The organism is uncultured Pontibacter sp. (assembly GCF_947502515.1).
Taxonomy (GTDB): Bacteria; Bacteroidota; Bacteroidia; order Cytophagales; family Hymenobacteraceae; genus Pontibacter.
Map to the genome: position 1 here is coordinate 127,554 of NZ_CANNAI010000007.1, position 15,009 is coordinate 142,562.

Annotated in this window: 12 protein-coding genes; 5 read left to right on the plus strand and 7 right to left on the minus strand. The window is 50.5% G+C overall.

Features of this window, described 5'->3' with window-relative positions:
- Positions 1–7: 7 nt before the first annotated feature.
- Both Q1A54_RS16920 and Q1A54_RS16925 read right to left on the minus strand, forming a co-directional pair.
- A complete protein-coding gene (locus tag Q1A54_RS16920; RefSeq protein ID WP_230392234.1) occupies positions 8–805 on the minus strand; it encodes a polysaccharide biosynthesis/export family protein in 798 nt (265 codons plus the stop codon).
- A 387-nt stretch (positions 806–1,192) separates the two neighbouring features.
- Positions 1,193–2,743, minus strand: coding sequence for an amidohydrolase family protein (locus tag Q1A54_RS16925; protein ID WP_299990532.1), 1,551 nt, complete (start codon positions 2,741–2,743; stop codon positions 1,193–1,195).
- A 301-nt stretch (positions 2,744–3,044) separates the two neighbouring features.
- Between Q1A54_RS16925 and Q1A54_RS16930 the strand changes: the two genes are divergently transcribed.
- Positions 3,045–3,632 carry a hypothetical protein gene (locus Q1A54_RS16930; RefSeq protein ID WP_196119781.1) on the plus strand — a complete coding sequence of 196 codons (588 nt, stop codon included), beginning with the start codon at positions 3,045–3,047 and terminating at the stop codon, positions 3,630–3,632.
- Between the two features lie 108 nt (positions 3,633–3,740).
- Positions 3,741–4,202: a nuclear transport factor 2 family protein gene (locus Q1A54_RS16935; protein WP_196119779.1), complete on the plus strand. Its 462-nt coding sequence runs from the start codon at positions 3,741–3,743 to the stop codon at positions 4,200–4,202.
- A 73-nt stretch (positions 4,203–4,275) separates the two neighbouring features.
- Here Q1A54_RS16935 and Q1A54_RS16940 read toward each other — a convergent pair whose 3' ends face one another.
- The 5 genes from Q1A54_RS16940 to Q1A54_RS16960 form a co-directional block, all read right to left on the minus strand.
- The gene (locus Q1A54_RS16940; protein ID WP_196119777.1) at positions 4,276–5,508 is read right to left on the minus strand and encodes a nucleoside recognition domain-containing protein; all 1,233 of its coding nucleotides are present in this window, start codon (positions 5,506–5,508) and stop codon (positions 4,276–4,278) included.
- 87 nt (positions 5,509–5,595) lie between these two features.
- The gene (locus Q1A54_RS16945; protein ID WP_299990536.1) at positions 5,596–7,044 is read right to left on the minus strand and encodes a M14 metallopeptidase family protein; all 1,449 of its coding nucleotides are present in this window, start codon (positions 7,042–7,044) and stop codon (positions 5,596–5,598) included.
- A 102-nt stretch (positions 7,045–7,146) separates the two neighbouring features.
- Positions 7,147–7,548: a hypothetical protein gene (locus Q1A54_RS16950; RefSeq protein ID WP_196119773.1), complete on the minus strand. Its 402-nt coding sequence runs from the start codon at positions 7,546–7,548 to the stop codon at positions 7,147–7,149.
- 183 nt (positions 7,549–7,731) lie between these two features.
- Entirely contained in the window at positions 7,732–8,295 is a 564-nt protein-coding gene (locus Q1A54_RS16955; protein WP_196119771.1) for a methyltransferase domain-containing protein, read from the minus strand.
- 187 nt (positions 8,296–8,482) lie between these two features.
- Positions 8,483–9,895, minus strand: coding sequence for an amino acid permease (locus Q1A54_RS16960; RefSeq protein WP_196119769.1), 1,413 nt, complete (start codon positions 9,893–9,895; stop codon positions 8,483–8,485).
- A gap of 259 nt (positions 9,896–10,154) precedes the next feature.
- Here Q1A54_RS16960 and Q1A54_RS16965 point away from each other — a divergent pair, with 259 nt between their 5' ends.
- The 3 genes from Q1A54_RS16965 (at position 10,155) to Q1A54_RS16975 (ending at position 14,978) form a co-directional block, all read left to right on the plus strand.
- The gene (locus tag Q1A54_RS16965) at positions 10,155–11,633 is read left to right on the plus strand and encodes a Do family serine endopeptidase (RefSeq protein ID WP_299990539.1); all 1,479 of its coding nucleotides are present in this window, start codon (positions 10,155–10,157) and stop codon (positions 11,631–11,633) included.
- Between the two features lie 6 nt (positions 11,634–11,639).
- On the plus strand, positions 11,640–12,392 hold the full coding sequence (locus Q1A54_RS16970; RefSeq protein WP_299990541.1) for a DUF72 domain-containing protein: 753 nt from the start codon (positions 11,640–11,642) through the stop codon (positions 12,390–12,392).
- 156 nt (positions 12,393–12,548) lie between these two features.
- Entirely contained in the window at positions 12,549–14,978 is a 2,430-nt protein-coding gene (locus Q1A54_RS16975; RefSeq protein ID WP_299990543.1) for a TonB-dependent receptor, read from the plus strand.
- Positions 14,979–15,009 lie beyond the last annotated feature (31 nt).

A 15,009-nucleotide genomic window follows, 5' to 3' on the forward strand; every position in this document is an offset into this window, starting at 1 on the left:
GTTTAAATTATCTTGTTAATCTGTCTAGGGCAATTATCACAATGGTTAATCCACTGAATACTACTGGAAGCCATTGACGCACGTTACTTGCACTCTGAATCTTGGTTTTGTTTGGCTCGACATAGATGATGTCGTTTGACTTCAGGTAGTAGTATGGGGAGGCAAAGAGTTCTTTCGAAGTAAGATCTAACCGAGTAAGTTTTTTAACGCCATTTTCCTCACGAATCAAAAGCACATTATTCCGGCTAGCATATATAGTAAGGTCCCCAGCTAAGCCAAGCGCTTCCAATAGTGTTATCTTTTCATTAGGCACAGTTAGTACAGAGGGGCGTGCTACTTCACCTAACACAGAAATTTTATAATTGAGGTATCGTATATCGACTACAGGTTCAACTAAAAGCTTTTTCTGAATTAACTGATTTCTTATACCTTCTTGAAAATCTTTTTTTGTTATACCCGCAGCTTTTGTCTTCCCGAGTAATGGTAGTTGCACATTGCCTTCCTGATCAACCAAATAGCCAATAACAGGGGCTACTGTGCTTTGAGCAGTTGCATTGTTCATCCTCATACTCGAATTAGATGATACATTAAAAACCTCAGAAGCCGCAGGGTTCAAGCTACTGATTGTAATGCTTAAGAGGTCATTAGGTTGTATGACGGGTTCTAAACTTTCAGTACTACCCTTTATCTCGCTATTACCAATGTTATTGAAATATACAGCGTCTTTAGTACTCACACAGGCGGAGAGCAAAGGGATTAGTAGTGTAGCGTATGAAAGTAAGCAAATCAGTCGACGTAGATTCATATACATAAGGGTTTTGGACAGGTTCGGAATCTTGATAGAACATATAAAAACTATAAAACTTGGGCTTAAAAGTCAAAGTTTTATAGTTTTTTATACAATACGTTATGGACTGAAGTAAGTTTTTATATAAAATTAAATGGTGAATAATTTTTCAATGATATATAAACCTGCAGTTGAATAAAGGGGTGTTTTAATGCTATTTATTTAATAGGAAATGGCTATATTATTTGATTTCAGGCGGGTTAACTGAAGAAGTATAAACGCGAAGAGGCTGTATTAACTTTCTTTTTTAAAGCTGGCACTAGGTTAATACAAATTGGTGTCTTTTAACCTAGTGTCAGCTTTAAAAGAAAGTTAGTTGCTTCAGATGGCTTGGTGTAGTTCAACTTAGTTAGAATGTTTTTTCAAAACACGTCCTGTTCTAACTATAATTTGCTGATCTTCTTCTCTCACAACCTTCCCATTCACCAGTATATACCTAAACCCACTAGCCTCTTGGTGCGGATTTTCGTAAGTAGCGTTTTCCCGGATCTCTTCAGGATTAAAAAGGAGTAAGTCAGCTTTATATCCCTGCTTAACTAAGCCACGATTAGGCAGTCCAATGGTCTTAGCGGACAATCCCGTCATTTTGTGCACAGCTTCCTCCAATGATAGTAGTTTTTTCTGCACCACATAAGTCTCCAGTATACGGGCGAAGGCTCCGAAACTGCGGGGGTGGCGCATGGTGGGGCTGCCATCCGTGCAGACCATCACGTGCGGGTCCTTCAGAAAGGTCTCCTGCAGGGTTTCGTCCATGATGAAGTAGGCACCGTCGGCACCGTAGGGTCCGATATCTTCCATCAGTGCCAACTCAAAGGGTTTGTTCAGTTCCTCTGCCACCTGTTGCAGCGTTTTACTTTTGTAGGGCCCAGAGCCTATCAGGGTCGCTTCTGGTCCGTTACGCTGTATGATCTTGTTGCGCAGAAAAGTAGCAAGCTCCTGACGGCGGGTCTTTAGTACTTCCTGGTAATCATGCGGTTTTTTGGCCCAGTCCGGGAAGAGGATGGCGATGCCGGTATAGCTGGCGATGTAAGGGTAAAAGTCTGCTGTTACCTGTATTCCTTGCTGACGTGCAGAGTCCAGCACTTGCAACACGCGGTTGGCGCGTTCTTCGCCTTTGCCATATACTACCTTGATATGCGACACATGTACAGGGCAGTACTTGCCCTGTTCCAGGAGTTCTCTGATCGACGCTTCTACAAAGGCATCATCCTCATTGCGCATGTGGCTCATGATGATGCCTCCTTTATTACCCACAATTTCAGCGAGCCTGTTCAGCTCAGTTGGGCGGGCATAGTAGCCAGGGTTGTACTCTAAGCCGGTGGTCATACCGAAGCAGCCTGCGTCGAGGGCGTCTGTGAGGAGCTGTTCCAGTTTGGCCATACCTTGTTCTGATGGGATGGAATCATACTCTATACCCGACAGCATTCGGAGGGTATTATGACCGGCAAACATGGCCACGTTTACGCCAAGCTCTTTCCCGTCTACTTCACGCATCCATTCTTTCAGGTTTTCGCGCTGTGGACTGAAGCCGTCCTGGCCCAGGCAGATCGTCGTGATCCCCATCGAAAGGAAATTGGAAAAGTCAGGTGTTTCAAGCGGATCGCCGTGTGCGTGCGTGTCAATAAAGCCCGGCGTAAGGTATAGGCCAGCGGCATTAATGGTGCGATCGGCCGTGTAAGTTCTGGAGGTATCCGTATCGATCAGCGCAATAGAGTCACCGTTTATCAGGACCTGGGCTGCATAGGCAGCACTCCCCGTACCGTCTACCACCATGGCATTGCGGATCAGTAGTTCATACCGGTTTTGATCAGTAGCAACCTGCTGACAGGATGAGAATACGAGTGATGCAACTACTAACTTGACAAGCAGGGCGGCGTGACGATACAGTTTTTCCATGCTTAAAGATAATTTATTAGCGATGAAAAGCAATATTATACCTGCTCCGTTTGCACCTTCCTGAAGAATAATACCCGATAATAAAAAAAAATTTTCTTCATACTCTATATTTTTTTTCAAGTGCTGGGTGTGTGTTCAACTTATTGTAAATCAATGCTATGAATGTGTTTTTGACTTTGGTATTCATAAGAATCTCTAGGTATGGCAACGACTTATTTTAGGCTATTTTAATTGCACTGGCACGCAACTTGTAACTACCCATACAACAGAGTTTAATTGTTTTAACTAAACTGAAATTGTTATGAAAAAGGTAAGCTATATCATGAGCCTGGCACTGATGGCATCAGTAGCTTTTGGCGGATCGGCTGAGGCGCAGGAAAAAAGAACAGGCTGGAGCCCTCAGGCAAAAGGTGCTGTGATCGGTGCCGGTACAGGTGCTGCAGCAGGTGCTATTATACATAAGCGTAACCGCGTAGTAGGTGGTGTTGTAGGTGGTGTAGCCGGTGGCGCTGTAGGTTACGGTGTAGGCAAGGTCATCGACAACAAGCAGAAGGAGCGTGAGGCGGAAGCCGCCCGTGTAGCGGCAGCTGAAAGAGCAGCCGCAGCCCAGCGTGCCGCAGCTGCAGAACGTTCGGCGGCAGCCAACAGAGCGACAGTTGCGAAAAACACGCCAGCTCCAGCTCCAGCTAAAAAAGCAGCTACTCCTCAGACAAGTCTGGCAATGGCCACCCCAGCTGAAACAGCAGCAGCCAATTCACTGGCGATGATGTATGCATCTGAAGATGGACCAACGCCACAAGTAGTATATGCTAACTTCCTGCCTAACCTCGATTATGGTGACCGCAGCAAGCCTTACTATACTTCTGAGGTTCGACGTAAGAGCTGGTAACATGTTTACCCTTATCCCTTTCCCGGTGCTGAGTCGGGAAAGGGTATAAATCCAACGATTCCGTTTTCACGTATGGCGTCGTGGTTTACTCACCAAAATTTAGAAATCATGAAAAATATACTTTATACCCTGTTTGCCCTTTTCTTCCTGGCTTCGTGTGCGAAGTCTGATGGAGGAGAGTCAGTGGATGTTCGTGAACTGAACCAGGAGTTTATCAGTGCCTGGAATGCACGGGACTCTGACAAAGTGATCTCGATGATGGCCGAGGATGTGCAGTTCCTGCAAGGCGAGGTGATCTATAGAGGCAAGTCTGAAGTGTCGGACAAGTGGGTGCGCGAAACCATGGGCACCATTGCTGACTTGAAAACCTACCCCGTTAGCTCCGGCACTGATACTCAGATCGCCTACGAGGCCGGTACGTTTTCAGTAGATGTGCTGCCGGTTAGCCCTGGCGAACCACGTGGGCTTGGAGAAGGCAACTTTATGCTGCTTTGGAAGAAGGCCAGCGACGGTAACTGGAAACTAAGCTACGCGCAGCTGGAAGGACACCCGGTTGTTGCCCGAAATTAGAAGTTTAAAAATTGAAAATAAAAAAAGCGGCTGCTCTATGGGCAGTCGCTCTTTTTATGGGTATACCTGATGCTTAGTGGAAGAACAGGTAAGCGATAAAGATGGCAGCAATAGCACCTGCAAAGTCGGCCAGCAAACCGCAGGTCAGGGCGTAGCGGGAGCGCTTGATGCCTACCGAGCCAAAATATACCGCCAGTATGTAAAATGTTGTTTCAGTAGAACCTTGGAAAGCGGAGGCCATACGACCCACGAATGAGTCGACACCATATGTGGTCATGGCTTCCACCATCAGACCGCGGGCACCGCTACCGCTCAGTGGCTTCATAAAGGCTACTGGCAGTGCAGGAACAAAATCTGTATTTACACCGGTAAGAGCGATCAGATAGCCTATGCTATCCACGATCATATCCAAAGCACCTGAAGTACGGAACACGCCTATGGCCACCAGTATAGCTACCAGGTAGGGAATGATGGTGATGGCTACTGTGAAACCCTCCTTAGCGCCTTCAATAAAGGCTTCGTACACGTTCACTTTACGAATGAGCGCCAGTCCAACAAACGAAATGATGATCGAGAAGAGGATCACATTGCTGGCCACTTGTGAAATGACGCTGACCTGTTCCTGCGAAATGGTGCTGAAGTAATAAATCAATCCGCCAATCAGCAGCAGCAAAGTGCCTATATAAGCCATGATCACGGGATTGAACAAGTTGATGCGCTGGTACAGGGCCACGGCAATCAAGCCCACCATAGTAGAGAAGAAGGTAGCCAGCAGAATAGGGATAAAAATATCAGAAGGATCAGCTGCGCCCAGCTGCGCCCGGAATACCATAATACTGATCGGGATAATAGTGAGTCCGGAGGTGTTGAGCACCAGGAACATGATCTGGGCATTCGATGCGCGATCCTTTATCGGATTGAGCTCCTGCATCTCTTTCATCGCTTTCAGGCCCAGCGGTGTAGCGGCATTATCAAGTCCCAGCATGTTCGCTGAGAAGTTCATCAGGATAGAGCCGAACACGGGGTGGTTCTTCGGTATCTCCGGGAAAAGCCGGTTGAAAAAGGGTGCCACCAGTCGGGAGAAAATGGCGATAATGCCACCCCGTTCACCAACTTTCATCAACCCCAGCCACAGCGTCATCACGCCGGTCAGGCCGAGCGAAATCTCAAAGCCGAGTTTGGCATTGTCGAAGGTGCTGGTGACGAGTTTCTGAAAGATCTCTACATCGCGAAACACGATGAGTTGGAACAAGGCAATAGCAAAGGCGATCAGAAAGAAGGCCGCCCACAGATAGTTTAATACCATGAAGCAAAGGTTGGTCAGGAATCAGTCTGTAAGATACAAACTGATTCCAAATGGGAAGGATTTTAAGCGACAAAATTCTATTGCTGCCTAATGTAGTATTCCATGAAAGAGCTCCGGCCGGTCGCCCTGCAGGTCATGTACAAATCCGTTCAGTACAGCATATCTGGCTTGGTCTTGCGCATCTTTCAGGATAAAGTTGGCCGGCTCGTCCAGCGCAAGTTGGTGGTTGATGATGCTGGCTATACCTGTCACGTTGAGTGGGAGCGAGGTCGGGTCAGGCAGTACACCGGGCAGGTGCTTTACCCGGATGGTGGTATAGCCCTGTCTGAGCAGTTCGGCTCCAAGTTCCGAGGTCAGGTCATCGAGACTGTCGATGGGCTGCTCGTATACCTTGCCGGGTACCAGGGTGAGGCCAGTCGCATCGAGTTCTTCGTAGCCATGGAACACGCTCATGTCACCAATTTCCTCAACCGCACTGCTATGGTAAAACCCGAGGTGGTTCGGAGCGTCTACCTCCAGTCGGTTAATGCCGATATCCAGGATCGTGTCGCGGCCATTTTCAGTATAGCGGACGTGGCGCAGCACCAGGTCGTAAAGGTGACGCTGGTTTTCAGGTATACGGTCATAGCCTTCCAGCTCAAAGGCTTTGTAGGCATCCTCTGCAATCAGGTATAAGCCTGATAGAATGGCCGTAAAGTTGAGTTGGCGGATGTGCTGCTTTTCCGGGTCGCCATGCTGTCCACCTGACTCCACCAGGATCACGCTAGTACCCCATTTCTGTATGTTGTCGCCAAAAGCCCGGGGCTCGTGCTCGTCGTTGAATTTGGCCACTTGCCCAGGTATAAACTGCTGCAGCACATGGTCCATACCCGCGATGGTGCGCATGGCCCTTTCACGCACTGTATTGATGTTGCGGACATGATCATAAGCCGGAGCCAGAAACGAAATAGTGGCCGGACGCGCCGTATAGCCGGCCGTGTAGTAGCGACTCTGATCATGCAGGTTAAAGCCAAAGGCCGGCTCGAACTGATCACGCAATTGTTTGAGCAATTCTGATTCCGGGCTCTGCAGTCGCAGGGCATCGCGGTTCATGTCTATACCTAAGGCGTTGCGTCGGGTGTACATTTCGGCTCCATCCGGGTTGAGCATCGGCACAATATAAAGCGTCAGGTGCTCCAGGATGTGTTTGCGTATGGCATCCAGTTCGTCCGACTGGTTGAGGAAGTGCAGCAGGTCAAACAAAGCCATGGTGGCGGTGGGCTCGTCGCCGTGCATCTGCGACCAAAGCATAACTTTAGTTTTGCCGGTACCCGCCTTGATCAAATAGATCGAACGGCCTTGCACCGAGTGACCTGCCACCTGCACCTCGAAGGCTGACTGCTCCTGCAGTTGCTCAATCAGGGGCACAATGTCGCGGTGTCGGAAGCGCCGGTGCCGCAGTGCAGACTCTTTGTACTTATAGTGGCTATGGTAAAGTTGCTGGCCCAATTCCTGAATGGCAGCTGGTATGTTGCTGTTTGAAGATGTCGTATTCATCGTACCGTTTTAAGATGCTCTCTATAAAAAATGCCTCCCGCTTCAGGGCTATACCTGAAAGGGGAGGCTCTGCCCTGTTGGGGCGCTATACCTGTTGGTGGCTTAGTTGCCAGGCCATGCACCCCACGGAATGCGAGCCAATACCAGGATCAAAGCGATGGTGTAAAAAATAGCAATGCTGCTGAAACGCTTCTTGTTGTCCTGCAGACGCTTGGCACGGGCATAACCTACGGTGATCAATACAACAGCGATGATCATGGTCAGCGGGTGCTCCAGCACGTAAAGTCTTGAAGTAGAATCCTTCATGAAGCCTTCGTTTGCAAGTTCAATTCCAAGTGGGGATATAAAGTAGAGAATCACACCGATCACCCACTGCAAGTGTGCAGGTATAAGGCCCAACAAGCCCATTTTTCTGTCTTTGTCTGTAAAAGGCTTATTGCCAGACATGCCCATGAAGGCAAATATGATGCTTACAAGAAGGCCTAGAATTACCAGATAGGCCATGAATGAGTGTAGATGTTGTAATCCTGTATACATTTCAGAGATTGTGGTTAGTGTCAGCTGTAAATATAGGGATTATATTATCAATTCAGATGCGGAAACCCTATTTTAGATGTGCAGACAGCATACATAAGAAAGCCCCGCACACACAAAGTGCACGGGGCTTTTTAGTAGTTTCGGTGGTTATTAGCGACTTTTGCCGATTTTCTTGTTCTCAGGAACAGTCCACAAATAAATGGTAGATCCGTCTATCACCTGGGTCTCTTCCGGCTCCCAGTCACCCATGTCGAAGGCATGCGACACAATGCGGGTGCCAGGCTTCAGCTGCTCGAGCAGCACCGGACGAAGTTTCATGTTCACGTTAGGCAACAGGTATAGCGTCACTACAGAAGCTGGTCGGTAGTCCACTTTGAACAGATCCTGCTCCACAAATTTCACCTTATTGGTCACGCCGGCCTCACGGGCATTCTGGTTGGCTTCTTTGATACGCTCGGGGTTGATGTCAAAGCCAGTACCTGTGGCACCGTGCTCCTTTGCAGCCGTGATTACGATACGGCCATCGCCGCAGCCCAGGTCATACACGACATCACCGTCTGACACATTTGCCAGTTTCAGCATGGCATCCACCACTTTCTGAGGAGTTGGAACATAGGGGACGTCAAGCTTAGGTGTAGCAGTGGTTTGGGCAAATGCCGCAGAAGCGAATAGTGTCAGCACAAGTGTGCAAAGCGAATTTCTGATTGCTCTCATCTTGTTTTCATTAAGTTAGTAATCCATTTAAGAAAATATCAGGTATAAGGTGAGCGGTTTTGTGATGGCGTCTTATCCGGAGAAGAGAAACGCGCACAGGGTGTATTTACGTGCAGCCGGGATTAGTAGTTCTTAATTGTGGCATTTTATGAATATTTTAGTAGGACTTCTTTAAGCGACTGCGCTGTCACGCTGCCTGTTCTTTCTGTTTCTGGATGCGAGGTATAGCCAGCAACACTAGCACCCCCACCACCAGCACGCCTATACCTACCAGAGCTCCCAACCCCGTGTACATTAGGCTGGAATAGAACAGGTAGCCACTCGTCAGGCAGAAGATAAGGGGCAGTACAGGGTATAGCGGTACTTTGAAAGGCCTGGGACGCTCTGGCTCTTTGCGGCGCAACACAAACAAGGCGATACCTACCAGCAGCAGAAAGAACCAGAAAACCGGCGCCGTGTACTCCACCATCGTCTCAAATCCGTTGCGGGTGAAGAGTGCCAGTCCAACCAGAGCCAGCGACACCACGCCCTGCACTACATAGGCATTTACCGGAGAGGATGCTTTGGTGTTCCATTTTCCTAAGTAACTGAATACCGGGAAGTCGCGGCCTAGTGCATAATTGGTACGGGCGCCAGTCAGGATAGTGGCATTGGCAGAGGTGAGGGCAGCCAGTGTCACAATGATACCGATGAGCACCATGCCCGTGTCACCTAGCGTAACCCGTACAAGGTCAGCTGCTATGGCGTCAGATGCGGCCATCCCCTCCAGCCCCAGCACATGCAGGTAGGCCAGGTTGATGAGCAGGTAGATCAGTGTAATAACGGCAATACTGGCAATCAGGGCGGTTGCCATACCCCGGCGTCCGCTCTTGAGTTCTGCAGAAATATAGGCTGCTTCATTCCAGCCACCGAAGGTGAGCAGCACAAACACCATGGCCAGGCCCATGGAAGTGCCGTTGCCTGTACCTGCATTCCCTGCCGCTACTGCTTCATCAGGCGTGAACAGGAAGGCCGCTCCCAGCACGATCAGGATACCCAGTACCTCCAGTATGATCAGAAAGCGCTGCACGCCTGTGCCAAAGCTAACCCCCACAATGTTGATCGTAGTGAGCAAGACCACGACCAATCCCGCATAGATGACCGAGGAGAGCTCTCCGATACTGTAAATCTGGGCCATGTAATCGCCGATGATAAAAGAAAGTAACGCAATAGACCCAGTCTGGATGACGCTCATACGTGCCCATGCAAAAAGAAAAGCCAGCCGTTTGCCGAAGGCCCTTGTCAGGAAGTGATAGTCGCCCCCGGCATGTGGGAAAGTGGTAGTCAGTTCAGCGTAGCAGAGTGCCCCGATCAACGAAACCAGCCCACCCAATACCCAGGTGGTGAGAAACATGGTGCCGCTCTCCACATTGGCAGCCACCAGCGAGGGTGTTCGAAATATGCCGGCGCCCACCACCACGCCCACAATCACGGCGATGGCATCAAACATGCTCAGGGCGGGTCTGGGCTCTGCTTTGGGTTTTTCTTCGGCTGAAACTTCTGTTTGGGTTGAAGCGAGCGTCGCGTCTGCCGCAGGATAGTCTTCGTTCAGGTTAGGCATAGTTTTATTGCTAGGTGTAGGCTTCATCGTCTCTGACCCACTGTTTACGGAGTGTAACAGGATCTAAGTTGTAAACCATGCGCTTTTTTAAAGAGTAAGTAGTATATAGGAAGGTTTACTGGTTGGGACAAATCAGGTATAGCCTTTGAAGAAAACGTTCACTTCATTCTCAAAAACAGCTGTTATGAACTCTAATCTGCCTGTCAGCCAACCCGGTCGTGTGATAATCGGTAAAGCAAGTGGTAAAACATCAATATTTATGGGAAAAGCTGTCGGCACTTTTTTGATTGCCATCCTTTCTGCCGTGCTTGCCATTGTGGGGTACAAACTCTTCGAAGGCAATTCGCAACAAAACGGCAACTTCAACAACGATAACACTGATGCCACACCGGTGGTCTCGTCGGTTGGCAACCCGGATTTTGTGCCGGCCGCAGCCAATGTGACACCAGCCGTCGTGCACATCAAAACGCTCTATAATGTAAATCAAACCAGTCGCAACCCGATCTACGAATTGTTCGGTGTGCCACAGCAATCCACCCCGGCACGTGGCTCGGGCTCAGGAGTGCTCATATCAGGCGATGGCTATATCGTAACCAATAACCACGTGATCGACCGGGCCTCAGGTATAGAAGTAGTACTGCCTGACCGCCGTACCTTCGAGGCCAAACTGATCGGAACTGACCCAAGCACGGACCTGGCCTTGCTTAAAGTGGAGGCAAGTGATTTGCCGGTGGTGCCGCTAGGTGATTCAGATAAAGTGCAGGTAGGAGAATGGGTGCTGGCCGTAGGTTATCCGCTTTCGCTGAACTCAACCGTAACAGCCGGTATCGTCAGCGCCAAGGGCCGTAGCATTGGCATCCTGAACCGGCCAGGGCAGGGCGGTTACGTGGACCCAGCACAGGTAGCCAATACCGCCATCGAGTCTTTCATTCAAACTGACGCGGCCATTAACCCCGGCAACAGCGGGGGTGCACTGGTGAACACTTCCGGGCAGCTGATCGGCATCAATACAGCCATTGCCTCGCAAACGGGTAGCTATGCTGGTTATGGCTTTGCTATACCTGTCAACCTGATGCAGAAAGTTGTGGGCGACATACGGAAGTACGGGCAGGTACGGCGGGGCTTTTTGGGTGTGAACTTCCCGGTTCCGGCTGTAGAGGACCAGATGCTGCGGGCACGGGGCATCGATCCGGGCGAAGTGAGTGGCGTGTACATCATGGGTGTGCAGCCAGGTAGCGGCGCCGAAAAAGCAGGTTTGAAAGAAGGCGACATTATACAAGGTATAGACGGCATTGAAGTGAACACATCAGCAGAGCTTTCAGAACGCATTGCCCGCTACTACCCTGGCGACAAGGTAGAGCTGGCGATCTTGCGGGATGGCAAACAGCGGAAAGCCACGGTCACATTGCAGGGCGAAGAAGAGGAAACGGTTACCGAGGGCGCTGCCAAAGGCTTAGAGGCAAGGTTAGGTGCTACTTTTGCGCCGATCAACGACCGCATGAAGCAGCGCTACGGTTTGAGCGAGGGCGTGTACGTCACCAAGATTCAGCCAGGTGGTTTCTTCGACTCAGCAGGTATACCGGAGGGCACCGTGATCGCCCGCGTGAATGGCCGCCCTGTGAACAGTCTTGCTGACATCAGTAAATCACTGGCAGCATCGCGCAGCGGTATGGTGCGGCTGGACGGCATTACGCCTGACGGTACGGCCTTTGTGTTCAACTTCCCGCTGGGTGCGTAAGGGCTTATGACGGACACAGATTCAAATAGGCTATACATCGGCACTTCCGGCTGGAGCTACCGCTGGCGGGAAGTGCTGTATCCGCCCGAGCTTAAGTCGGCGGACTTCCTAAGCCACTACGCTACCCGCTTTAACTGTACGGAGATCAACAGCAGCTTCTACCACTTCACTATGGCCAAAACCATTGAGAAGTGGCTGGCGCAGACACCGGCGCATTTTAAGTTTGCACCTAAGCTGCACCAGGAGATTACGCACAAGCGCAAGTTTCAGGACATCGAAGAACCGCTGCAGAAATTCATGTCGCGCTACCAGCTAATGGGAGAGCGGCTGGGACCGGTGCTGGTGCAGATCGCTGGCAGTTTCCGATTCGACAAAGGTATAGCCGGTGATTTTTACCATACCTTGCGGGAGCTATACCCAGGGCAGCCTTTTGCGCTGGAGGCCCGGCACATCTCGTGGTTCACAGAGGAGTCTTTTGACTTGATGCGCGAACACAATATCACCACCGTCAACGCCAATGCGGGCAAGCGCTTTCCGGGCACTGAAGTTACGACCACTGATATAGCCTACCTGCGGCTCCACGGCGACGAGAAAATGTACTCCTCGTCCTACTCCGACGAAAAGCTGGAGCGTTATGCCTACATGGTGAAAGATTGGCTGGAAGATGGCAAAGAGGTATGGGTATTCTTTAATAACACCATCGTAGGCAATGCCGTGCTCAATGCCGACAGGCTGCGGGAATTAGTGAGCGAGCTATAATCAATATTAGGAAGGGATGTCTCTAAGTGTTTAAACATCAAAGGATTAAATCCTGAGGTAACTCTCTGGAAATGTAATCACTAAAAATATATAGTGTTTTCAAAACATTTCGGCTGGAAGTGTGTAATACCTGCGATATGATTTAGCCTTTCAACCATGCGCTTATTCTTCTTTTTCTTACTGCTTTTGCCAACACTTAGCTTTGCACAGTCTGGTGTGATTACGGGTACTGTGCGCGACGCCAACACCAGGGAGGCCCTGATCGGAGTATCGGTGCAGGTGGTAGGCACGCAGCTGGGTACGGTCACCAACGAAAGCGGCTCCTACCGGATCGACAACATTCCGCTCGGCAGCTATACCCTACAGAGCTCATACATTGGTTACCAGCCACTGAGTAAATTCAACGTGAACGTAACCTCAGGCAATGCCCAGATCATCAACTTTGAGTTGGTGCCGGCTACCAGTCAGCTAGGGGAGGTAGAAGTGGTGGCCCGCCGCCGGCAAAGCGCGGCCATAGCCGATATCGTGACGCCGCTATCGGTTCAGAGCTTGAGCACAGAGGAGATTCGCAGCAACCCAGGCGGTAATTTCGACATCTCCAAAGTGGTACAAGTGCTACCGGGCGTAGCCACCAACGGAGGCGGCGGAGGCGGCCGCAACGACCTGATTATACGGGGTGGTGCACCGAGCGAAAACGTGTACTACCTTGATGGCATCGAGATTCCGTTGATCAATCACTTTACCACGCAGGGCAGTGCAGGCGGGGCAACCGGTATCCTGAACGTATCCTTTATCGAGGACCTGAAGGTGAGCTCTTCCGCCTTCGACGCCCGGTACGACAATGCCCTGGCTTCGGTTTTTGAGTTCCGGCAGCGCTATGGCAACCCGGAGCGTTTCTCGGGCAACGTGCGCCTGAGCGGCTCGGAGTTTGCGACAACACTAGAGGGACCGCTTTCTTCGAAAACAACCTACCTCGTATCGGCGCGGCGCAGCTATTTGCAGTTCCTGTTCAAGTTGCTCGATCTGCCTATCCGGCCTAATTACTGGGACTTCCAGTATAAGGTTGACCACAAGATCGACAGCAAAACATCGCTTTCGTTCATCGGGGTGGGGGCCATTGATGAGTTTGCCTTTGGGGTGCCGCGCAACAGTACGCCTGAAAGTGAGTACATTCTGCGCTCTATACCTTCCAACAACCAATGGAACTACACGACTGGCGTGGCCATGAAAAGGCTCGTAAAAGATGGCTACGTGAACCTGGCTTTAAGCCGAAACGCCTTTAACATTGATCTGGAAAAGACGGAGGCGGCGCAGGAGGGAAGTAATTCCCAGCTCACCCTCAAATCAACTTCACGTGAAACCGAGAATAAGCTGCGCCTGGACGTGAATAAGTACCAGAACGGTTTCAAGTATGCTTATGGAGTGTCGGGGCAGTATGTACAGTTCACCAACGACATCTTCAGCCTGATCCGCAACGAGGTGCGAGATGAAAACGGAAACCTGGTGCAGCCTGCCGTAACGGTGGACTACGACACAAACCTCGACTTCTTCAGGTATGGGGCTTTCGGTCAGGTGTCACGTACGGTGCTAAACAACCGGCTCGGGCTGTCTTTTGGCCTGCGCACCGACATGAACACCTTCACAGACGAAGGCCGCAATCCGCTGAAAACGCTCTCGCCGCGCCTGTCAGCCTCATACCTGCTTACAGATAAATGGACGATCAACGGCTCTTGGGGCACTTATTATAAACTACCAACCTATACTGTACTAGGTTATCAGGAGAATAACCGCTTCCTGAACCGCTCAGCTGATTACATCCGGTCCATCCACTATGTGCTGGGCACGGAGTTTCTGCCACGCGAGGATCTGCGCTTCACAGTGGAGGGCTTCTATAAAGACTATGACAACTACCCTGTGTCGCTGCGCGATGGTATTTCGCTGGCCAACCAGGGAGGTGATTTCGGTTCGATTGGCAATGAAGCCGTAAGCACCACCGGGAAGGGGAGGGCTTACGGAGCGGAGTTTTATGTACAGAAAAAGCTGACGGGGACGGTGTTCGGTGTGCTGTCCTATACCTATGTGATCAGCGAGTTTGCCGGTACCGATGGTCGCTACGTGGCTAGTGCATGGGACTACCGCCACCTCGCCTCCGGCTTGCTTGGCAAGAAGCTGCCACGCAACTGGGAGTTTGGAGCCAAGTACCGTTTCGCAGGCGGTGCACCTGCTACGCCTTTCGATCTGGAGGCCTCGCAGCGCAACTATGCCTCGCTGGGAGTAGGTATACTCGACTATACCCGACTCAACTCAGAGCGTCTGCGGCCGCTCAGCCAGCTGGATGTGCGCATCGACAAAAAGTGGAATTTCAACCGCATCACACTTGACCTGTTTCTGGACATTGCCAATGTGCTGGCCAGCAACACACCCGGCTTCGACCGCTATACCTTCCAGCGCAACGAGGACAACACTGGCTTCGCGACCACCGATGGCAATCCGCTGCGCAACGATGGAAGCAATGCCATACCTGTCATCCTCAAAAACAATGATGGCAATCTGGTGCCTACGTTAGGGTTTATTGTAGAATTTTAGAACTGTAATTTCGGTCGCTGCTGTGCCTTAT